We start from the raw sequence: 21,695 nt of genomic DNA, 5'->3' as shown, positions 1-21,695 counted from the left end.
AGTGGTAGAATGACGTCTCTACATTGAGGTGGTGAAATGAACGACGTTTTAAACTCTGGTGCGTTTTCTCTTGCATCTTTAATAGTATCAATGGTGGTTCTGGTGGTGGGGCTGGCGCTCTGGTTCTTTGTCAACCGGGCAAGTTCCCGTGCCAACGAGCAGATAGAACTGCTCGAAGCGTTATTGGATCAACAGAAGCGGCAAAACGCGTTGTTACGTCGCCTTTGCGAAGCAAACGAACCAGAAAAAGAAGCGGAACCCGCAACAGCGGCAAGCGAACCAAAAGAGGATGAGGACATCATTCGTCTGGTTGCAGAACGATAATGCTTACCGGGGCGCAAATGGCGCCAGTGCCATACGCCCCATTTCCCCGTCGGATCTCTCCGCGTTGCCGTTTGCAACTGATACTACAGCATCAACACCTTACATAATATATGGCTTTATATGCAACATAGTTTTATATGTATAACAAATGGACATATGGCATTTTTGTGATACTGCTCATTCTCTCTTAAAAGCGAAACGTTTCTATCTCTTTATGGATTGTCATTGTTTGTTCATTATTTTAAGGCATTCTGTAAAGACGCAGAACATCACAAAAAGCGGTGTCGAGAATCGCTTTTCTTTTCTATTATTTTGATTAAAAGGTGTTTTTTATCATTGTGACAATTTATGCATAACTCAGCATAAAAAGTGATATGAAAAATACAGCTTTTAAATGTGATTTGATGCACTGGAAGAAGCGAAGTTATTGAGCTATGGTAGAAAAATGGCTTTTCAGCAGTGACGTTGTCAGAAGTCCGTCAGCGCGTAAGGATATATCTTTCGCAATTTTGTTGCATAAACGTGCTGTCAATTTGTGAAGGTTCTCGTAATTTGTGCGACGGATCGAGACACGTTTAAAAATGGCTTGCCATAATTAACGTTGTATGTGATAACAGGCTTTGGGTTAAACGAGGTACAGTTCTGTTTATGTGTGGCATTTTCAGTAAAGAAGTCCTGAGTAAACACGTTGACGTTGAATACCGCTTCTCTGCCGAACCTTATATTAGTGCCTCAAGCAGTAATGTCTCAGTTTTATCTATGTTATGCCTACGGGCAAAGAAAACACTCTAAGGAATTTTGCAAATGGCAAAGATTAAAGGTCAAGTTAAGTGGTTCAACGAATCCAAAGGTTTTGGCTTCATTACTCCGGCTGACGGCAGCAAAGATGTGTTCGTACACTTCTCCGCTATCCAGGGCAATGGTTTCAAAACTCTGGCTGAAGGCCAGAACGTTGAGTTCGAAATTCAGGACGGCCAGAAAGGTCCGGCTGCTGTTAACGTAACAGCTATCTGATCGACACCACTGATTTGATGCGTTTGTCGCGTCAGCCTCAGATATAAAGCCTCGCTAAAAGCGGGGCTTTTTAATTCAATATCCTTCAAAATGTGTCTGGATGCGCTCTCGTTAGCGATTTGTTGCAAAGGCTCGAGGTTATTAGCATTGTTTTTTCTGGTTTTTCCGGCCGTTTCCCGTTAAATCAATCACCTGAAAAATGATTCGGCTGGAGATCAGGTGAAAAAGAAAAGCGACGGCGATACCCGTAATTTTACGCCCATACGTTTTGCACTACTTTGCACTGCCATTCTGCTCAGTATGGCATTGTTGTTAGGGCGGGTGGCATGGCTGCAAATTGTTACGCCGTCGAAACTGGTGAAACAAGAAGATATGCGCTCGCTTCGTGAAGTGACCACGGCCTCTCCACGCGGCATGATCACCGACAGAGAAGGGCGGCCCTTAGCGGTGAGCGTTCCGGTTAATGCTGTCTGGGCCGATCCGAAGACTATCATAAGCAAAGGCGGCGTTGGCTACAATGAGCGCTGGCAGGCGCTGGCCAGCGCCTTACATCTGTCTCTCAGTACGCTTGCGGAACGGGTAAACAGTAACCCGGCAGGCCGTTTTATCTACCTTGCGCGCCAGGTTTCACCCCAGCAAGCCGAATGGATAGATAAACTGAATCTACCGGGTATTAACCTGCGGGAAGAGTCGCGCCGTTTTTACCCTGCCGGACACGTAGCGGCCAATTTGATCGGCTTTACCAATATCGACGGGCAGGGAATAGAAGGTATTGAAAAAAGCTTTAACGCGCAACTGACGGGAAAACCGGGCTCCCGACTGGTGCGTAAAGATAAATTTGGTCACGTTATTGAGAACATTACGGAAGTGAATCCGGTTCCTGCTCATGAACTTCAGCTTAGCATTGATGAACGTCTGCAAACGGTTACCGAAGATGCGCTGGATAACGCCGTCATCTGGAACAAAGCGGAATCCGGCGCTGCCGTATTGATTAACATCCCAACGGGTGAAATTCTCTCGATGGCGAGCTATCCGGATTTCAATCCGAACAACCGTGAAGGCGCGCAGTTGGACGATTTTCGTAACCGCGCGATTAGCGACACTTTCGAACCCGGTTCTACTGTGAAGCCATTGGTCATTATGACTGCGTTACAGCAGGGCATCGTGCAGCCGGACAGTGTTATCGATACCCATCCTTTTACTCTCGATGGACACCGTATCCGCGACGTCGGTTACTATCCGGAACTGACATTAACCGGCATTTTGCAAAAATCCAGCGATACCGGCGTTTCTCACCTTTCTCTGGCGATGCCGGTGCAGAAATTAATGGATACTTATAAAAGCTTTGGTTTCGGCGTGCCTACCGGACTGGGTCTCACCGGAGAGAGCAGCGGGTTATTACCGAAACGCCGTTACTGGAGTGATTTAGATCGCGCTACCTTCGCTTTTGGCTATGGATTAATGGTGACGCCGCTGCAACTGGCGCATGTTTATGCCACGATTGGCAGCTTTGGTATCTACCGTCCGTTATCGATCACCAAAGTTGATCCGCCCGTGATCGGCACGCGGGTAATGCCGGAAGAACTGGTGCACGAGGTGGAACATATGATGGAGAGCGTCGCGTTGCCTGGCGGCGGCGGAACAAAAGCCGCAGTAAGAGACTACCGTATTGCGGTCAAAACCGGGACGGCGAAAAAAATTGGCGATGATGGTAAATACGTCGATAAGTATGTGGCATATACCGCAGGCGTCGCGCCGGCAAGTAACCCCAGATTTGCGCTGGTGGTGGTGATTAATAATCCGCAAAACGGGGCTTATTATGGCGGCGCGGTATCTGCGCCCGTATTCAGCCAGATCATGGGCGATGTGCTGCGGCTGGAAAATGTTGAGCCAGACGGTATGCCAGCCGATTCAGATCACCTTCTGGTGATGCATGGCAGCCACGTTGCGGTTCCGGGCTCGTAAAGGATTTTCCCGGGGCGCAATTCGCGTTACACTTGCGCCCTTTAGCGCCCCAGTCCGGAGTTGTCATGTCGTTTACCTGTCCGCTTTGCCATCAGCCGCTTACGCAGATTAATAACAGCGTTATATGTCCACAGCGCCATCAGTTTGATGTGGCGAAAGAGGGCTACATCAATCTGCTGCCGGTACAGCATAAACGTTCGCGCGATCCGGGCGACAGCGCCGAAATGATGCAGGCAAGGAGAGCGTTTCTTGATGCAGGCCATTATCAGCCGCTGCGCGATGCCGTGATTAACCTGTTGCGCGAGCGGCTGGGTCAGTCGGCCACGGCGATTCTGGATATCGGCTGCGGCGAGGGGTATTACACTCATGCTTTTGCCGAGGCGTTGCCGGGAGTCACCACGTTTGGACTGGACGTTGCTAAAACGGCGATCAAAGCGGCAGCGAAGCGCTATTCGCAGGTGAAGTTTTGTGTGGCGTCAAGCCATCGACTGCCCTTTGCCGATGCGTCAATGGATGCGGTGATCAGAATCTACGCCCCGTGTAAGGCGCAGGAATTGGCGCGCGTGGTGAAACCAGGTGGTTGGGTCGTTACCGCCACGCCTGGACCGCATCATCTGATGGAACTAAAAGGGCTCATTTATGATGAGGTGCGTTTACATGCGCCGTATACCGAGCAGCTCGACGGATTCACATTGCAGCAGAGTACCCGCCTTGCTTATCACATGCAGCTCACCGCCGAAGCGGCTGTAGCACTGTTGCAAATGACGCCATTTGCCTGGCGCGCCAGACCAGAAGTGTGGGAACAACTGGCTGCCAGCGCCGGACTTAGCTGCCAGACGGATTTCAACCTTCATCTCTGGCAGCGTAACCGTTAACCGTGAAAATGCGTCCAGAGGATCTGGACGCCAATTCCTATCAGTACGACCCCGCCGAGAATTTCAGCACGCTTACCCAGCATTGGGCCGATAAAGCGACCGATCATCATTCCGAGGGTGGACATGATAAGCGTGGCGCAACCGATAGCTAATGCGGTAGCGATGATGTTTACCTGCAAAAACGCCAGACCGACGCCAACCGCCATCGCATCGAGGCTGGTCGCGATAGCCGTCGTGACTAATAGCCAAAAGCTGTGGCGGCGTAACGGTGTTTCATCTTCATCACTACCGCCGCGGATACCTTCGATGATCATGCGTCCGCCCAGAAAGATCAGCAGAACAAAGGCTATCCAGTGGTTCCATTCCAGAACGAATTTACTCGCCAATATCCCCAGCCCCCAGCCGATTAACGGGGTCAGCGTTTCAACCGCGCCAAAGATAAGGCCGGTACGCAACGCTTCTGAGAATTTGGGTTTATGTAGGGTGGCGCCTTTGCCAATTGATGCCGCGAAAGCATCCATCGACATGCCGAAAGCGAGAAGAACAGTAGCAGTAAAGTGCATGACAACGTCCTGACCGGGGTATCCATTAAACACATCACTGCCCCCAGCAAACATGCATGTCGCCATTCTGTGACGAAATACACAGCAGTTGATGCGCCTATGGTCTCGCCTGACCAGCGGCGGCTGGTCCGTACGCGCCACGTTTTGCAACGAGTATGTTGACGCGTACATTTCCGGAGTCTGGAAATCGGCTACTCCCCAATTGACGGCGCAACATTAACATATTTTTAGAATATAAAACAACAGCGATAAAATATTATTTGCCTTCTAATTGAAAACGATTTTCATTTAGATTTATTCATCAATAAAACGTTAAATTAAATAACAATTGGTCAATAGAAAATATAGCCTTAGCTATATTATGATTCGAAATAAAATTCGAAAAACATAGTTGAGGCTATATCTTAGATTATTGATTTTCAATAAGAAGTTTATATATTTTTTCCAGATCGTCGATATTGCGTACACGGATAAGCAAGCGTCGTTGTTCTAATTGCATCACCAGTACGCCGTCTTCCGATAAATTCATCTCTTTAATACGGTTATATTCTATCCAGACATTGGCGAAGAAAAAGCCACGTTGTTTAAAGATGATCCGTGGCGTGCGGATCCAGAATATATAAAACCCCATTAACGCCAGCGCGCTTAATAACCATGTGGTCATCTGCGCTCCGTGGCCGGTTACGTTGTTATAAATAAGGATGGCGACCAGCCCAACGAAGATAACGCTGTCTACGCGACCGCGGCGGAGCAGGGCTATAGAAAGCAGAGTGGGGCCATTGCGACGGGGCATGATGAACTGATCGTAGAGAGCGTAAGCCAATAATGCGGCAATAAAGAGAATCAGCACCAGGTCCGTGATAGTCATTTATCCTCCAGAGAAATAAAAAAACGGGGCCGTTTGGCCCCGGTAGTGTACAACAGCCTTACTGACCCAGCAGTCCTACGGAGTAGCCGGCGATACCGATGACGAAGAAGCCCACGATAATCCACAGCGGGTTAACTTTCTTACGCAGCAGCCACATACAGGCAAAGGTCAACAGTAGCGGAACCAGACCCGGCATCAGCTGGTCGAGAATGGTTTGCACGGTGGTAACGCGGGTCTGACCATCCTGACCGGTGATGGTGGAGACCACCAGCGGGATATTCACGTGCGTCCACTTGTTAACCAATGCCCCCATGACAAACAGGCCGAGGATTGACGCCCCCTCAGTCAGTTTTTGCAGGAAGCCGCCGCCCATATCTTTAACGATATCGACGCCTTTGCGGTAGCCATAAGCTACGCCATAATAGCGGGTCGCCAGACGCACCAGGTTAAACAGGATGAAAAACAGCAGCGGACCAAGCAGGCTGCCGCTCATTGCAATACCTGCGCCCAGCGCCGCGAATACCGGACGGACGGTACCCCAGAAGATAGGGTCGCCGACGCCTGCCAGCGGTCCCATCAGACCGACTTTGATGCCGTTGATAGCACCATCGTCAATCTCTGCGCCGTTCGCACGCTTTTCTTCCATTGCCAGGGTCACGCCCAGTACCGGCGCCGCAACGTAAGGATGGGTGTTAAAGAACTCCAGGTGACGTTTAATCGCCTGTTTACGCGCGTCATTATTCTCCGGATACAGGCGACGAATCGCCGGCACCATAGAGAAGCAGAAGCCCAGCGCTTGCATACGTTCGAAGTTCCATGACCCCTGGAACAGGTTAGAACGAAGAAATACGCCGCGAATATCGCTCGGAGTGAGTTTTTTCTCGGTGGTAGTTTTAGTCATATCAACCATTTCGCTCACCTGTTAGTCCAGTTCGTTATCGAGATCGTTATTGCCAGCCGCCGCTGCAGGCGCGCCCGCTACACGGTTGTATTTCGGGCTCAGCTGGATGTAAAGAATAGCCATCACTGCGCCGATGACACCCAGTGCGACCAGGTTGAAGTTTGTGAAAGCCGCGGTGACGAAACCGAGGTAGAAGAACGGCATCAGGTAGCCTGCGCGCATCATGTTGATAACCATCGCATAACCAACCACGACGATCATGCCGCCGGCGATGTTCAGACCGCCCGTGACGACTTCAGGAATCGCATTCAGCATCCCCTGTACTTCGCTGGTGCCTACGGAGATGGCAACGATAACCGCCGGGATAGCGATACGCATTGCCTGCAGGAACAGAGAAGAAACGTGCAGCCAGGAGAGCGCCGTCAGGTTGCCGTTTTCAGCCGCCTTGTCCGCCGCGTGCTGGAATGCCACGGTGATGGTACGAACGATAATGGTCAGTACCTGGCCTGCCGCCGCCAGCGGAATCGCCAGCGCGATACCGGCGCCAATGCTTTGATGCCCGGCGATGACCAGAACGGTAGAGATGATGGACGCCAGTGCGGCATCAGGCGCAACGGCAGCACCGATGTTCATCCAGCCCAGAGCGATCATTTCCAGAGTACCGCCGATGATAATACCGGTTTTCATGTCCCCCAAAACGGCGCCGATTAAGGTACAGGCGATCAGCGGACGGTGGAACTGAAATTCATCAAGTACCGACTCCATACCTGCGATACATGCGACGATGAACACCAGCACAATCTGAAGAGTGGTAATCTCCATTGTACTTCTCCTATTGCTATCTTAAGTGTGAAAGCTAATTAAATGCCGGCGGTTATTTCGCCACTTTGGCAATTAAATCCATCATTTTCAGTTTCGGATCGGTGGAAACTTTACGCACCTCAAGCTCGATGCCGCGCTCGTTGAGCTTTTTAAAGGCTTCGATATCCTTTTCATCGACGGAAACGGCGTTGTTCACCTGCGTTTTACCTTGACGGTAGGCCATACCGCCAATGTTCACGGAGGTGACTTTCACGCCGCCCTCAACGATGCGCTCGACGTCGGTAGGATTGGTAAACAGAAGCATCACGCGTTCGCCGGCGTATTTCGGGTTATTGTAGACGCGAATCATCTTCGCGACGTCAACCACATGCGCCGTAACGCCCGGCGGCGCAACTTGCGTCAGCAGCGTTTTACGTACGGTATCCGCCGCGACTTCATCGCTCACAACAATAATACGGCTGACATTGGTCTCTTTGGTCCAGCGGGTAGCGACCTGACCGTGAATGAGGCGGTCATCAATACGGGCAAGCCCGATAACCATATAATCATTCGGGCCCATCGGTTTTGCCGGCGTGGCCGCTTTTGGCGCGGCGGCGACTGGCGCTGGCGCGGCTTTTTCTACCGGTTTCGCTTTCAGCGCTTTTACGCCTTCACGACCGGTTTCTACCGCCAGTGCGACCAGCTCGTCAAAGCTTGGATCGTCGTCACGAGCCATAAACGTTTCGACCAGCATCGGGATGTTGACGCCGGCAATAACTTCATAGCGCTCTTTATCGACGACAATGCGGCTGGCAGCATTAAACGGACTGCCTCCCCATGTATCAACGAGAAATAGCACGCCTTTACTGGTATCGAGTTTAGCCAACTGAGCGTTGTACTTTTCGATCAGCGTTTCGGCATTTTCGCCTGGAACGAAATCGATCCAGCCGACGTTTTCCTGCTCGCCTAACAGCATTTCGGCTGTTTTAAGTAACTGCTCTGCAGCCCAACCATGTGTGCCTATAACAATAGCAATGGTCACTTGCTACCTCCTTTATTATTGTCAACACATCAACTTGACAGATGTATTTTTTGAATCGCCGTCCGCAAGCGAATCGATTCAGATGAGGGTTACAACGAAAAACGCATGATTTTCGTGAATTATTTTAGATATCGAAAAAAATATTTTGTGTGATGGAGATCCGTAATTTTGTTTTCGATAATGAGAAATTTCGAAGTGTAAAATATCCCGGTTACATCTCTTTGCAAAGGAAGGTAAATCTTTGCCAAAAACCAGTTGTCTCTGTTATGTTTAGATTCCGTTTAATTAGAATGGGGTATAGGGCAGCAGCCCGTTGTATGGATCGTCACCGACGTCATTTCACTCTTTGGCCGTTTTGCGCCTGTCAATCTGGCATATCTTGCCATAGCCTTACTTTGTTTATTGCGTTACCGCCTGCATCCTTTGAGATGTTGTGGGCGCCGTTTAGTCATTCCTTAAGCAGGAGCTTGTCATGGAATTATTAATGGATCCCTCAATTTGGGTGGGTTTACTCACGCTCGTCGTCCTGGAAATTGTCCTGGGTATCGATAACCTGGTCTTTATCGCGATCCTCGCCGATAAATTGCCGCCAAAGCAGCGTGACAAAGCGCGTCTTATCGGGCTCTCGCTGGCGCTGATTATGCGTCTGGCGCTGCTGTCCATTATTTCGTGGCTGGTGACCTTAACAAAGCCGCTCTTTACCGTCTGGGATTTTACCTTCTCCGGCCGCGATTTAATTATGCTGCTGGGCGGTATATTCCTGCTGTTTAAAGCGACCACCGAGCTGCATGAACGTCTGGAAAACCGCGAGCATGACACCGGACACGGTAAAGGCTATGCGAGCTTCTGGGTGGTAGTCACGCAGATTGTCATCCTGGATGCGGTCTTCTCGCTGGACGCCGTGATTACGGCGGTAGGTATGGTAAACCATCTGCCGGTTATGATGGCGGCGGTGGTGATTGCGATGGCGGTGATGCTACTGGCGTCAAAACCGCTGACCCGTTTTGTCAACCAGCATCCGACGGTGGTAGTGCTCTGTCTGAGTTTCCTGCTGATGATCGGCTTGAGCCTGGTGGCGGAAGGGTTTGGTTTCCATATTCCGAAAGGGTACCTGTACGCGGCAATTGGTTTCTCGATCGTTATCGAGGTGTTTAACCAGATTGCGCGCCGCAACTTTATTCGTCATCAGTCCACGTTGCCGCTGCGCGCGCGTACTGCGGACGCTATCCTGCGTCTGATGGGCGGTAAACGTCAGGCAAGTACGCAACATGAGACGGATAGCCCGGCCGCGATATCGGTGTCGGAAGGCGCCTTCGCCGAAGAAGAACGCTACATGATTAACGGCGTACTGACTCTGGCGTCGCGCTCCCTGCGCGGCATTATGACGCCGCGAGGCGAAATTAGTTGGGTGGATGCGAATCTCAGCGTAGCTGAAATCCGTCAGCAGTTACTCTCTTCTCCGCATAGCCTGTTCCCGGTATGTCGGGGCGAGCTGGATGAAATTATCGGTATCGTTCGGGCGAAAGAGTTGCTGGTGGCGCTGGAAGAGGGCGCGGACGTTGCGGCTATCGCCGCGTCTTCTCCGGCGATAGTGGTGCCGGAAACGCTTGATCCTATCAATCTGTTAGGCGTTTTGCGTCGCGCGCGCGGCAGTTTCGTTATCGTCACTAACGAGTTCGGCGTGGTGCAGGGGCTGGTTACGCCGCTGGATGTGCTGGAAGCGATTGCCGGTGAGTTCCCGGATGCCGATGAAACGCCGGAAATCGTTGCCGATGCCGAGGGCTGGATAGTGAAGGGCGGCACCGATCTTCATGCGTTACAGCAGGCGCTGGAAGTTGACCATCTGGTGAACGAAGAGGGCGATATTGCGACGGTCGCGGGGTTAGTGATCGCCGCTAATGGCCATATTCCTCGTGTAGGCGATGTCATTGATGTTCCGCCACTGCGGATCACCATTGTCGAGGCCAACGACTACCGTGTCGATCTGGTTCGGATTGTTAAAGAACAGCCTGCCCACGACGAAGAGGAATAACGTCACACGCAGGAATCAAGTCTATAGATGCGGCATCGCGGACATAATCTGTCCGTTATGCCGGGCGGGCGGCGGCGCGCTGCCCGCCAGCCACTGTGGAAATTCGCTAATGGGCATCGGCTTCGCATAGAGATAGCCCTGTAACATTTGCACGCCATGCTGGCGCAAATGCTGTGCCTGCGTCTGGTTTTCGACCCCTTCCGCCACCAGTTCAATATTCAGTCTTTGCCCCAGCGCGATAATAATATCGGTCACCGTTGAATTGACCGCATCGGTACCGATGGCGGCGGTGAAGGATTTATCGATTTTCAAAATATCCGGCCGCAGTTTTTCCAGCCAGGAGAGCGAGCTGTTTCCTGTGCCAAAATCATCGATGGCTAACTTCACGCCTTTACGATGCAGCTCGCGCATCAGGCGGTAATCAACGTCAAGCAACGCGTCGCGTTCCGTGAGCTCCAGCACCAGTTGCTGAACAGGTTCCGCACTAAACCAGTACTGATTAAGATCTTTGAGAAGCACGCCGTGTCGGAAATGGCTTGCCGCTACATTGATGCCGATATGAAACTGATGGTTGATGGGGAAGTAGTGCCGCTGCCGAATGGTTTCCGCAATCACATAGCGGGTCAGCGGCGCTATCAGGTTATGTTCCTCGGCGATAGGAATAAAAACATCCGGTGAGATCCAGCCCTGGCGCGGGTTGTTCCAGCGTAACAGGATCTCAACGCCGGTACATTGCTGCGTGCGGGCATTAAGCAACGGCTGACAAAATAGCTCAAACTCCCGTTCGGCAAGGGCCAGATTAATTTCCCAGGAAAAGCTCATTCTGCTGGCCGTTGCCAGCCAGGCGATATAACCGATCAACAGGCTAAGCAATACGGCCAGCGGTAACTGCGTCGGGAGATGTTTGAACGCCAGTACGCCTGCCGACGGCCCGCTGACGCTGATAGTAAAAGGGAAATGCCGCGATGAAAGCTGGTAACGCTCTTCATCTTTTTTTAATTCCGGAAGAGTATCGACCACGCCCCGACCATATAACAGGTGCCGTTTGCCGACCGTCAGGCTGGCGCTGGTAATTTGCGGCTGCTGAGGCTCAAGTAGCATAGTCGCCAGCAAGTCAATATTCACAATTTCCATCACGCCATCCTGGCCATCGGCAGAGGCGGGATACCACTGAATGAGGATCGGGCTTCCCTTGAGTAACGATTGGTCCGTGGAAAGTAGCAGCAGATCGCCAACTGCGGGAAGATCGGGCTGAAGCTGGCGTATGGGAGTGTTACGGGCGCCAAAAATGCTTGAGCAGTAGAGAATTCCCTCTTTTACCAGCCCGATAGAACGAATGGTTTGCAGGCGGGCGGCTTGCTTACGCAACGGCAAATGCGCGGTCGCGCACGGAAGCTCAAGTAAGGGTAGCAGTATGTTTCGTCCGACCAGGAGAGGATGCAGCACATTATCCAGCGCATCAACGGCATGATTCGCGAATGCAACCGTGCGATGGTGATTTAAGTTCCGCTCCGAAATAAATCGGATGCTCAACGTAAGAATGAGCGTGACCAGTGCACAAATCGTGCAAACAATGAAACGATTACGGCGATAATGATTGATGATCCGTTGTGCTGTTTGCATGCGGGCCGCCCAATAAGCGTTGGCGACAAAAGCCAACCGCGACACAGCAAGTGTAGTGGGGAAACGTGGAGTCGACGAGGAAGAGATAAAAATTTCGCCCATCCGTAGCAGATGGGCGAAGGGAGGGGAAACGGCGTTTAATCACACTGGACTTTAATAGCCAACCCGCCGCGCGACGTTTCGCGGTATTTTGCGTTCATGTCTTTTCCGGTCTCGTACATCGTTTCGATGACTTTATCCAACGAGACGCGCGGCGCGCTGGTTCGACGCATGGCCATACGCGCAGCGTTGATCGCTTTAACCGAAGCAATGGCGTTACGTTCGATACACGGCACCTGCACCTGACCGGCAACCGGGTCGCAGGTCAGCCCCAGGTTATGCTCCATGCCGATTTCAGCGGCAACGCAAACCTGTTCCGGACTGGCGCCCAGCAGTTCAGCAAGGCCTGCCGCCGCCATCGAACAGGCGACCCCGACTTCGCCCTGACAGCCGACTTCCGCGCCGGAAATAGACGCGTTCATCTTATACAGCGCGCCAATAGCGCCTGCCGCCAGGAAGTAGCGGGTGTAAATATCCGGGCTGACAGACTCAATAAAATGGTCGTAGTAAGCCAGTACCGCAGGCACGATGCCGCACGCGCCGTTGGTTGGCGCCGTCACGACGCGACCACCTGCGGCGTTCTCTTCGTTCACCGCCAGAGCAAACATGTTCACCCAGTCAATGACGTTCATCGGATCGCTGGAAAGCTTATCGCTGGAAACCAGCATACGACGCAGCGCAGAGGCGCGACGCGGTACGCGCAGCGGCCCCGGCAGCACGCCTTCGGTATTCATACCACGATCAATACAGGCCTGCATGGTCTGCCAGACGTGACCGAAATACTCTTCAATCTCTTTCTTGCTATGCAGCGCCAGTTCGTTTTGCATCACCATGCCGGAGAGTGAAAGGCCGGTACTGTTGCAATACTCCAGCATTTCTTTCGCCGATTTAAACGGATAAGGTACAGTAACCTCATTCGTCGCTTCCTGGCCGAAATGCTCTTCATCAACGATAAAGCCGCCGCCGATGGAATAGTACGTCTTGCTATAAATGACCGTGTCGTCATGCCAGGCGTGGATCTGCATCCCGTTTTCATGCAGCGGCAAATTGCCGTTGTGAAAACGCATTCCGTCATCTTTCGGGAAGTCGACTTCGTGACGTCCCTGGGCCAGTAACAGACGCTCGCGCGTTTCGACGTCGCGAATAAAACCGGGGATACTATCAATATCCACGGTAGCGGGTTCATTACCCGCCAGACCCATAATAATGGCGATATCGGTATGGTGACCTTTCCCCGTCAGCGACAGCGAGCCGTAGACATCGACAGCGACGCGGGTAACGTTATCCAGTAATCCTTTTTCGACCAGGTCATCGACGAACTGTTTACCGGCCTTCATCGGGCCAACAGTGTGGGAAGAGGAGGGACCAATCCCTACCTTAAACATGTCGAATAGGCTAATCACGATAATACTCCTGACAGGGCAACCGGGGCTTCCGGTTACGATGTTATAACTGCGCATAGTGTAAGAGGGAACGCTGGCATCAGCTTAACTATTCACATGAATTAAACTAATGAATAACCGCGTTTTTACTAATATTGCGACAGTAATCTCAAGTCGTGTCTTGCGCACGTAAAGTTAAGTATATACACGTTGCCCTTCAGGCTGCCTCTTTGGGGGAGGCGATTGTTACCGCCTTGAGGCAACGTGAATGGCGTTGTGTACAGTCAGGGCTTTACGCCGATTTGCAGCGCCAGCTCACGAAGAATGTTTGCGGTCATGCCCCAGACGAAATAATGCTCATACCAGGAGAGCCATACGCGGTGCGAATTGCCGCGACGGTAAACATCAAGCGGATGATATCGACCCAGTTGCAACGCTTGCGCCAGCGGCATTTCAAACACCGCAGACACTTCGTCTTCACTGGCGCGCCAGGGGAGATTTGGCGGAATAATGCCGACCACCGGGGTGACCTGAAAACCGGTCACGCTGTCTACCGGCGGTAAAACGCCAATCACTTCCACGGCTTGCGGCGGGATGGCGACTTCCTCCTGCGCTTCGCGAAGCGCTGCGGCGATAAGCGAAGCATCGGTACTGTCCACGGCCCCGCCGGGAAAGGCGACCTGTCCGGCGTGTTTGCGCAAATGAATAGCCCGCTGGGTCAACAGCAGCCCCGGCTGGGGGCGGCGAACCACAGGGATCAGTACGGCGGCCTGACGTTGATTTAACGTTTCATGAGTCATCTGCGGGCGCAAAAGCTGAAAGCGCGATAAGAAATGATCGAGCGTCAGACGGCTGGTATCCACGTATTAGTTCTCCAGTGGGTGCAGGATACGATTAACTTTATCAAAAGTTTCCTGATATTCCGCTTCTTCGTTGCTATCGGCCACGATACCGCCGCCGGCTGAGCAATAGAGTTGGCCCTGCGTTGCCGTGACGGTGCGGATAGTAATACTGGTATCCATCTTGCCGCAGAAACTCAGATAACCGATGCTACCGCACCAGGCGTTGCGTCGCTGCGGCTCCAGTTCGTCGATAATTTCCATTGCCCGCACTTTAGGCGCGCCGGTAATGGAGCCGCCGGGGAAAGCCGCGCGCAGCAGGTCGGTAGCATGAAGCGAGTCCGGTAAACGGGCGGTAATGGTGCTAACCAGATGGTGAACGGCAGGAAATGGTTCGACGACGAACAGTTCCGGCACTTTCACCGAACCCGGCACGGCGACCCGGCCAATATCGTTACGCATCAAATCGACAATCATCAAATTTTCAGCGCGATCTTTCATTGAATTAGCCAGTTTCTGCGCCTGCTGACGATCCGCCTGCGGATCGTTAAGCCGTGGAAGCGTACCTTTGATCGGGCGCGTCTGAATATGACCGTTCTCCAGTTGGATAAAACGCTCGGGAGAAAGGCTCAATATGGCGCCGTCATGTAAACGAAGAAAGGCGCTGAACGGGGCGCGATTTGCGCGGTTAAGGCGTTCGAAAGCCTGCCACTCATCACCCTCGTAGCTCGCCTGAAAACGCTGGGAAAGATTGACCTGATAGCAGTCCCCGCTGTGCAGCCAGGCCTGCACCTGACGAAACTTCTCGCCATACTCGCAACGCGTCATATTGGATTGCCAGGCCGAGGTAAGCCTGAAGGGCGTTCGGGTTGGCGCGCGCTGGCTGGTGAGCCAGCGATATCGGGCGTCTGCATCGTGATAGCTTATCAGCGACACTACCTGTTTATGGTGATCGACAATCAGCGCCCAGTCGTAAAGGCCAATCGCCATATCGGGTAAAGCGATATCGCGCGCGGCAGTATCGGGCAGAATTTCGAAACGCCGCCCTAAATCATAACCAAACAGACCCAGCGCGCCGCCCTGAAAGGGTAAGTCAGGGTCAGGCTGAGGATGAAAAGGCAGCGCCTCCAGTTGAGTCTGCAAAACGTGTAACGGATCGTCGAGAGTGACGGTAGTCGTGCGCGCAGTACATACCGTGGTTTCCTGCGCGCGCGTGGTCAGCGTGGTGACAGGATCGGCGACCAGAATATCAAAGCGGTTATAGGGATGAATAGCATCACCTGAATGCAGCAGCATCGCCCAGGGCAAATGGTTTACGGGCGCAAAATAGTGTTCAGCGGCGTCCGGACGCCAGGGTAAGGTGATAACAGTGGGAGATAACGTCTTCATCATTCCTGACTCGTTACAACACTACTGGCTTACCGCCGGGTAGCGTGAAATAATTAGCGCTAACAATTTAGCAGGAGTTAATCATGTTTGCAGGTTTACCTTCACTCAGTCATGAACAACAGCAAAAAGCCGTAGAACGTATCCAGGAATTGATGTCGCAAGGTATGAGCAGCGGAGAAGCGATTGCCCAGGTAGCGGGCGAACTTCGCGCCAACCATACCGGCGAACGGATAGTGGCGCGTTTTGAGGATGAAGACGAATAAGCGGCTTATACCGCCGCGACAATCTTAATCTCAACTTTATATTTCGGGTTCATCAACCCGGCCTGTACGGTACAGCGTACCGGCGCATGGCCTGCGACGACCCACGCATCCCACGCCTTATTCATGGCGGCAAAATCCGCTTTATCGCTCAGGAAAATAGTGGCATCCAGAATACGTGACTTACTGGAGCCCTGTTTTTCCAGCACCGCATCAATTTGCGCCAGAGTATTCGCCGTTTGCTCAAAAGCGTCGGCGTCGAGGTTTTCCGGCACGCCGGTATACCACAGCGTATTATTGTAGATCACCACGTCTGACCAACGATCTTCGGCATCAATACGCACGATAGACATCACTTATTCCTCATTTGCTTTCCATTTGAATGGCTCAAGACTGCCACAATGTGGCGCCGCCGTCACCTCTGTAACTGGCGTAAGCCTTTCTACCCTGACATAATCCCCTGTGCAAATTAACAGGGGGCAGTGTGACGGACGATTTTGCAGCAGATGGCCAACTGGCCAAAGCGATAACTGGCTTTAAACCGCGCGAACCACAGCGACAAATGGCGGTTGCCGTAACACAAGCGATTGAAAATGCGCAGCCTCTGGTTGTTGAAGCCGGCACCGGAACCGGGAAGACCTATGCTTACCTCGCTCCGGCGTTGCGCGCCGGGAAAAAAGTCATTATTTCGACCGGGTCGAAAGCGTTGCAGGATCAACTCTACAGCCGCGATCTGCCGACGGTAGCAAAAGCGTTGGCGTTTACCGGTAAGACGGCCCTGTTGAAAGGACGTTCAAACTACCTCTGCCTGGAGCGTCTGGAACAACAAGCGCTGGCGGGCGGCGATTTACCGGTACAAACGTTAAGCGACGTGATATTGCTGCGCTCCTGGTCAAATCAGACGCGGGATGGCGATATCAGCACCTGCGTCAGCGTGGCGGAAGATTCCCAGGCCTGGCCGCTGGTCACCAGTACCAACGACAACTGCCTTGGCAGCGATTGCCCGCTCTACAAAGAGTGCTTTGTGGTGAAAGCGCGTAAAAAGGCGATGGACGCGGATGTGGTGATTGTAAACCACCACCTTTTTCTTGCGGATATGGTGGTTAAAGAGAGCGGGTTTGGCGAACTTATCCCTCAGGCTGAAGTAATGATCTTCGATGAAGCCCACCAACTGCCTGACATCGCCAGCCAGTATTTCGGACAATCGCTCTCCAGCCGTCAGTTACTGGATTTAGCAAAAGACATCACCATCGCCTACCGGACGGAACTGAAAGACACTCAACAGTTGCAAAAATGCGCCGATCGCCTTGCCCAGAGCGCCCAGGATTTTCGTCTGCAACTGGGGGAGCCCGGCTACCGGGGAAATTTGCGTGAACTGTTAGCCGACCCACGTATCCAACGGGCATTTTTACTGCTGGATGATACGCTGGAGCTTTGTTACGACGTGGCGAAGCTGTTGCTGGGCCGTTCGGCGCTGCTGGATGCGGCTTTTGAACGCGCCACGCTATACCGTTCACGGCTGAAACGCTTAAAAGAGATCAATCAGCCGGGATACAGCTACTGGTATGAGTGCACTTCGCGCCATTTCACCCTGGCGCTGACGCCGCTCACCGTGGCGGACAAATTCAAAGAGGTGATGGAACAGAAACCCGGTAGCTGGATTTTTACCTCGGCCACGTTATCGGTAAATGATGATCTTCACCACTTTACCGCCCGTCTGGGAATTGAACAGGCAGAATCCATGCTGCTGCCCAGCCCATTCGACTATACGCGCCAGGCGTTACTCTGCGTACCGCGTAACCTACCGCAAACCAACCAGCCCGGCGCGGCGCGACAGTTGGCGGCTATGCTCAGGCCGATTATCGAAGCCAATAACGGGCGATGTTTTATGCTGTGCACCTCGCACGCCATGATGCGCGATCTGGCGGAGCAGTTTCGCGCCACCATGACGCTGCCAGTGTTATTGCAAGGGGAAACCAGTAAAGGCCAACTGTTACAGCAATTTGTTAGCGCCGGCAACGCGCTGCTCGTCGCCACCAGCAGCTTCTGGGAAGGGGTGGACGTGCGCGGCGATACGTTATCGTTGGTGATTATCGACAAATTGCCGTTTACCTCCCCGGACGACCCGTTGTTAAAAGCGCGAATGGAAGACTGTCGTTTGCGCGGTGGCGATCCGTTTGATGAGGTTCAACTGCCCGATGCGGTGATTACGCTGAAGCAGGGGGTGGGGCGGCTAATTCGCGATGCGGACGATCGCGGGGTGTTAGTGATTTGTGATAACCGGCTGGTGATGCGGCCCTATGGCGCCACGTTTCTCGCCAGCCTGCCTCCTGCGCCGCGCACGCGTGATATCGCCCGTGCCGTTCGCTTTCTTGCGATTCCATCCGCCGAGTAATTTGTTACGGAGTATGGTAAGATGCGCGCTATTTTATTGATCTAAGCACGAAACCTCATGCGAATTCTGGCTATCGATACCGCCACAGAGGCCTGTTCTGTCGCCCTGTGGAACAACGGTACTATCAATGCTCACTTTGAGCTTTGTCCACGAGAACACACTCAACGTATCCTGCCCATGGTGCAGGAGATTCTGGCCGCCAGCGGCGTCTCGCTCAATGAGATAGATGCGCTGGCGTTTGGGCGCGGTCCGGGCAGCTTTACCGGCGTGCGTATCGGCATTGGTATTGCGCAAGGGCTGGCGTTAGGGGCAAATCTGCCGATGATCGGTGTTTCGACGCTTGCCACGATGGCGCAGGGCGCGTGGCGTAAAACCGGCGCGACCCGCGTACTCGCCGCGATTGACGCGCGGATGGGCGAAGTGTACTGGGCGGAATACCAGCGTGATGCGCAGGGCGTCTGGCAGGGCGAAGAGACGGAAGCGGTGCTGAAACCGGAACGGGTCGGCGAGCGGTTGAAACAGCTTTCCGGCGAGTGGGCGACGGTAGGAACGGGTTGGTCCGCGTGGCCCGATCTGGCGAAGGAGTGCGGCCTGACGCTTCATGATGGGGAGGTGTCGCTCCCGGCAGCGGAAGATATGTTGCCCATCGCCAGTCAAAAGCTGGCGGCAGGAGAGACCGTTGCCGTGGAACATGCCGAGCCGGTTTATTTGCGTAACGAAGTGGCGTGGAAGAAACTTCCCGGCAAAGAATGACTCTCACTACTATTACCTCCCATACTTTATGCTGTGGGGTGGAATAGAGGTCGAGAAAAAGGAGTCGCATCATGGCGGTTCAAAAAAGGTTAATAAAAGGGGCGCTGGCGTGCGCTTTTGCGCTTATGCTGAGTGGTTGCGTGACTATCCCGGATGCCATTAAAGGTTCGAGTCCGACGCCGCAGCAGGATTTGGTGCGGGTGATGAATGCGCCACAACTCTATATCGGGCAAGAGGCGCGTTTCGGCGGTAAAGTTGTGGCGGTACAAAATCAGCAGGGAAAAACCCGGCTTGAAATCGCGACCGTACCGCTCGACAGCGGCGCGCGTCCTGTTCTGGGCGAAGCCTCGCGCGGCAGAATTTTTGCCGATGTGAACGGTTTTCTGGACCCGGTGGACTTCCGTGGCCAGTTAGTTACCGTTGTCGGCCCGATAACCGGCACGGTTGACGGTAAAATCGGCAATACGCCGTATAAATTTATGCTGATGCAGGCTACCGGCTATAAACGCTGGCATCTTGTTCAGCAGGTCGTCATGCCTCCACAGCCGATCGATCCGTGGTTTTACGGCGGACGCGCCTGGCCTTATGGCTATGGCGGTTGGGGGTGGTATAACCCTGGACCCGCAGAGGTTCAGACGATAGTAACAGAGTAACTCTTTGTTTTATCAATAAAAGAAACAGCGGCTGGTCCGCTGTTTCTGCATTCATAGAGACATAATAAAAATAAATAGTGACGCGCTTCGCAACCTTTCAGTTGCGTAATTAATAAACTGGTACGCTGAGTTAATATAATGTTAACGACTTGTTTATTAACTGGGGTTGTGATGACGACGAACACTCATTTTAGAGGTGATGCATTGAAGAAGGTTTGGCTTAACCGTTATCCTGCTGATGTTCCGGCGGAGATCAACCCTGACCGTTATCAATCCCTGGTTGAACTGTTTGAACATGCGGCGACGCGCTATGCCGATCAGCCTGCGTTCGTCAATATGGGGGAGGTAATGACCTTCCGCAAATTAGAAGAACGTAGTCGGGCATTTGCGGCTTATTTACAACAAGGGCTGGGACTCAAAAAAGGCGACCGTGTGGCGCTGATGATGCCAAACCTGTTGCAGTATCCTGTCGCGCTATTTGGTATTTTACGCGCCGGCATGATTGTGGTGAACGTTAACCCGCTTTACACGCCGCGCGAACTTGAGCATCAGCTTAACGATAGCGGCGCGGCGGCAATCATTATTGTTTCTAACTTTGCCCATACGCTGGAAAAAGTGGTCGAGAAAACGTCGGTACAGCACGTTATTCTGACGCGGATGGGCGACCAGCTTTCTACCGCCAAAGGTACGGTTGTTAACTTTGTCGTGAAATACATCAAGCGTCTGGTGCCAAAATACCACTTGCCAGATGCGATCTCGTTTCGCAGCGCGCTACAGCATGGCTACCGTATGCAGTATGTCAAACCCGAGGTTGTCGCTGAAGATCTGGCTTTCCTGCAATATACCGGCGGTACGACGGGCGTGGCGAAAGGCGCGATGTTGACCCACCGCAATATGCTGGCGAATCTGGAGCAGGTGAAAGCGACCTATGGGCCGCTGCTGCACCCGGGGAAAGAGCTGGTAGTGACCGCGCTGCCGCTGTATCACATTTTTGCCTTAACTATGAACTGTCTGCTTTTTATCGAGCTGGGTGGGCAAAACCTGCTGATTACCAATCCGCGTGATATCCCCGGCCTGGTCAAGGAGCTGGCGAAATATCCATTTACGGCGATGACTGGCGTTAATACGCTATTCAACGCTCTGCTCAATAATAAAGAGTTTCAACAGCTGGATTTTTCTTCGCTGCATCTGTCAGCCGGCGGCGGGATGCCGGTGCAAAACGTCGTTGCGGAACGTTGGGTAAAGCTGACCGGGCAATACCTGCTGGAAGGCTACGGGCTGACCGAGTGCGCCCCGCTGGTGAGCGTCAACCCGCATGATATTGATTATCACAGCGGCAGTATCGGCCTGCCAGTACCGTCAACAGAAGCCAAACTGGTGGATGACGATGACAATGAAGTCGCGCCGGGTGAGGCCGGAGAGCTTTGCGTGAAAGGTCCGCAGGTTATGCTGGGATACTGGCAGCGTCCTGACGCGACGGATGAAATCATTAAAGATGGCTGGCTGCATACGGGCGATATTGCGGTTATGGATGAAGAGGGCTTTCTGCGGATTGTCGATCGTAAGAAAGATATGATTCTGGTTTCTGGTTTCAACGTTTATCCAAACGAAATTGAAGATGTGGTGATGCAGCATTCTGGCGTGCAGGAAGTCGCGGCGGTTGGCGTGCCTTCCGGTAGTAGCGGCGAAGCGGTGAAGCTTTTTGTGGTTAAGAAAGATCCGGCATTGACTGACGATGCGTTGATCACCTTCTGCCGTCGCCATCTGACCGGATATAAGGTGCCCAAACAGGTAGAGTTTCGCGAGGAATTACCAAAATCTAACGTTGGGAAAATTTTACGACGAGAACTGCGTGACGAAGCCCGTGGCAAAGTAGACAATAAAGCCTGAGCGTTAAGTCAGCTAACGAGAGACGCC

Annotated in this window: 21 protein-coding genes and 1 riboswitch; of the genes, 11 read left to right on the top strand and 10 right to left on the bottom strand. The window is 52.7% G+C overall.

Annotation, left to right across the window (positions count from 1 at the left end):
• The first annotated feature begins 36 nt into the window (after positions 1–36).
• The 5 genes from J4650_RS03995 (at position 37) to rlmA (ending at position 4,178) form a co-directional block, all read left to right on the top strand.
• The gene (locus J4650_RS03995) at positions 37–324 is read left to right on the top strand and encodes a YebO family protein (protein ID WP_001000660.1); all 288 of its coding nucleotides are present in this window, start codon (positions 37–39) and stop codon (positions 322–324) included.
• A 648-nt stretch (positions 325–972) separates the two neighbouring features.
• Positions 973–1,116, top strand: coding sequence for a DUF2627 domain-containing protein (locus J4650_RS03990; RefSeq protein ID WP_001537930.1), 144 nt, complete (start codon positions 973–975; stop codon positions 1,114–1,116).
• Positions 1,117–1,128: 12 nt separating this feature from the next.
• Positions 1,129–1,338, top strand: a complete 210-nt coding sequence (gene cspE, locus J4650_RS03985; RefSeq protein WP_001062678.1) for a transcription antiterminator/RNA stability regulator CspE — start codon at positions 1,129–1,131, stop codon at positions 1,336–1,338.
• Between the two features lie 219 nt (positions 1,339–1,557).
• Positions 1,558–3,303: a peptidoglycan glycosyltransferase FtsI gene (gene ftsI / locus J4650_RS03980; protein ID WP_000730322.1), complete on the top strand. Its 1,746-nt coding sequence runs from the start codon at positions 1,558–1,560 to the stop codon at positions 3,301–3,303.
• 65 nt (positions 3,304–3,368) lie between these two features.
• Positions 3,369–4,178, top strand: a complete 810-nt coding sequence (gene rlmA / locus J4650_RS03975) for a 23S rRNA (guanine(745)-N(1))-methyltransferase (RefSeq protein WP_023993321.1) — start codon at positions 3,369–3,371, stop codon at positions 4,176–4,178.
• On the opposite strand, the gene mntP is transcribed toward rlmA, so the two are convergent.
• The 5 genes from mntP to manX form a co-directional block, all read right to left on the bottom strand.
• Positions 4,175–4,741, bottom strand: coding sequence for a manganese efflux pump MntP (gene mntP / locus J4650_RS03970; RefSeq protein WP_001518359.1), 567 nt, complete (start codon positions 4,739–4,741; stop codon positions 4,175–4,177). The two genes, rlmA and mntP, sit on opposite strands and share 4 nt — an antisense overlap.
• 111 nt (positions 4,742–4,852) lie before the next feature.
• Positions 4,853–4,954, bottom strand: a riboswitch (yybP-ykoY riboswitch).
• A 196-nt stretch (positions 4,955–5,150) separates the two neighbouring features.
• Positions 5,151–5,609: a DUF986 family protein gene (locus J4650_RS03965; protein WP_000156274.1), complete on the bottom strand. Its 459-nt coding sequence runs from the start codon at positions 5,607–5,609 to the stop codon at positions 5,151–5,153.
• A 58-nt stretch (positions 5,610–5,667) separates the two neighbouring features.
• Positions 5,668–6,519, bottom strand: coding sequence for a PTS mannose transporter subunit IID (locus J4650_RS03960; protein WP_001518647.1), 852 nt, complete (start codon positions 6,517–6,519; stop codon positions 5,668–5,670).
• Positions 6,520–6,531: 12 nt separating this feature from the next.
• Entirely contained in the window at positions 6,532–7,332 is an 801-nt protein-coding gene (gene manY, locus J4650_RS03955) for a PTS mannose transporter subunit IIC (RefSeq protein WP_000406918.1), read from the bottom strand.
• 52 nt (positions 7,333–7,384) lie between these two features.
• The gene (gene manX / locus J4650_RS03950; RefSeq protein WP_000150523.1) at positions 7,385–8,353 is read right to left on the bottom strand and encodes a PTS mannose transporter subunit IIAB; all 969 of its coding nucleotides are present in this window, start codon (positions 8,351–8,353) and stop codon (positions 7,385–7,387) included.
• A 472-nt stretch (positions 8,354–8,825) separates the two neighbouring features.
• Here manX and yoaE point away from each other — a divergent pair, with 472 nt between their 5' ends.
• Positions 8,826–10,385, top strand: coding sequence for a CNNM family cation transport protein YoaE (gene yoaE / locus J4650_RS03945; protein ID WP_000421815.1), 1,560 nt, complete (start codon positions 8,826–8,828; stop codon positions 10,383–10,385).
• 21 nt (positions 10,386–10,406) lie between these two features.
• On the opposite strand, the gene J4650_RS03940 is transcribed toward yoaE, so the two are convergent.
• The 4 genes from J4650_RS03940 to pabB form a co-directional block, all read right to left on the bottom strand.
• On the bottom strand, positions 10,407–12,008 hold the full coding sequence (locus tag J4650_RS03940; RefSeq protein ID WP_001192523.1) for a cyclic diguanylate phosphodiesterase: 1,602 nt from the start codon (positions 12,006–12,008) through the stop codon (positions 10,407–10,409).
• A 137-nt stretch (positions 12,009–12,145) separates the two neighbouring features.
• The gene (gene sdaA, locus J4650_RS03935; RefSeq protein WP_000624277.1) at positions 12,146–13,510 is read right to left on the bottom strand and encodes an L-serine ammonia-lyase; all 1,365 of its coding nucleotides are present in this window, start codon (positions 13,508–13,510) and stop codon (positions 12,146–12,148) included.
• A 263-nt stretch (positions 13,511–13,773) separates the two neighbouring features.
• The gene (locus J4650_RS03930; RefSeq protein WP_000381544.1) at positions 13,774–14,352 is read right to left on the bottom strand and encodes a CoA pyrophosphatase; all 579 of its coding nucleotides are present in this window, start codon (positions 14,350–14,352) and stop codon (positions 13,774–13,776) included.
• Positions 14,353–14,355: 3 nt separating this feature from the next.
• Positions 14,356–15,720: an aminodeoxychorismate synthase component 1 gene (pabB, locus tag J4650_RS03925; RefSeq protein WP_023994269.1), complete on the bottom strand. Its 1,365-nt coding sequence runs from the start codon at positions 15,718–15,720 to the stop codon at positions 14,356–14,358.
• Between the two features lie 80 nt (positions 15,721–15,800).
• Between pabB and J4650_RS03920 the strand changes: the two genes are divergently transcribed.
• Complete coding sequence (locus J4650_RS03920; protein ID WP_000457328.1) at positions 15,801–15,980, top strand: YoaH family protein; 180 nt, start codon at positions 15,801–15,803, stop codon at positions 15,978–15,980.
• A gap of 5 nt (positions 15,981–15,985) precedes the next feature.
• Here the strand turns inward: J4650_RS03920 and J4650_RS03915 are convergent, their stop codons facing one another.
• Positions 15,986–16,330 carry a RidA family protein gene (locus J4650_RS03915; RefSeq protein ID WP_000029550.1) on the bottom strand — a complete coding sequence of 115 codons (345 nt, stop codon included), beginning with the start codon at positions 16,328–16,330 and terminating at the stop codon, positions 15,986–15,988.
• Positions 16,331–16,461: 131 nt separating this feature from the next.
• Between J4650_RS03915 and J4650_RS03910 the strand changes: the two genes are divergently transcribed.
• From J4650_RS03910 to fadD, 4 genes are all read left to right on the top strand, one after another.
• Positions 16,462–18,372, top strand: coding sequence for an ATP-dependent DNA helicase (locus tag J4650_RS03910; protein ID WP_000128800.1), 1,911 nt, complete (start codon positions 16,462–16,464; stop codon positions 18,370–18,372).
• A 57-nt stretch (positions 18,373–18,429) separates the two neighbouring features.
• Positions 18,430–19,125, top strand: coding sequence for a tRNA (adenosine(37)-N6)-threonylcarbamoyltransferase complex dimerization subunit type 1 TsaB (gene tsaB, locus J4650_RS03905; protein ID WP_001221017.1), 696 nt, complete (start codon positions 18,430–18,432; stop codon positions 19,123–19,125).
• A 71-nt stretch (positions 19,126–19,196) separates the two neighbouring features.
• Positions 19,197–19,778, top strand: a complete 582-nt coding sequence (locus tag J4650_RS03900; RefSeq protein WP_000290594.1) for a Slp family lipoprotein — start codon at positions 19,197–19,199, stop codon at positions 19,776–19,778.
• Positions 19,779–19,982: 204 nt separating this feature from the next.
• Positions 19,983–21,668: a long-chain-fatty-acid--CoA ligase FadD gene (fadD, locus tag J4650_RS03895; RefSeq protein ID WP_001532413.1), complete on the top strand. Its 1,686-nt coding sequence runs from the start codon at positions 19,983–19,985 to the stop codon at positions 21,666–21,668.
• The last annotated feature ends 27 nt before the right edge of the window (positions 21,669–21,695 follow it).

The organism is Salmonella sp. 32120201201600049SM (assembly GCF_017572835.1).
Lineage (GTDB): Bacteria > Pseudomonadota > Gammaproteobacteria > Enterobacterales > Enterobacteriaceae > Salmonella > Salmonella enterica.
Note: the sequence above shows the minus strand (reverse complement) of the source record. Positions and strands in the feature narration are given on the sequence as shown.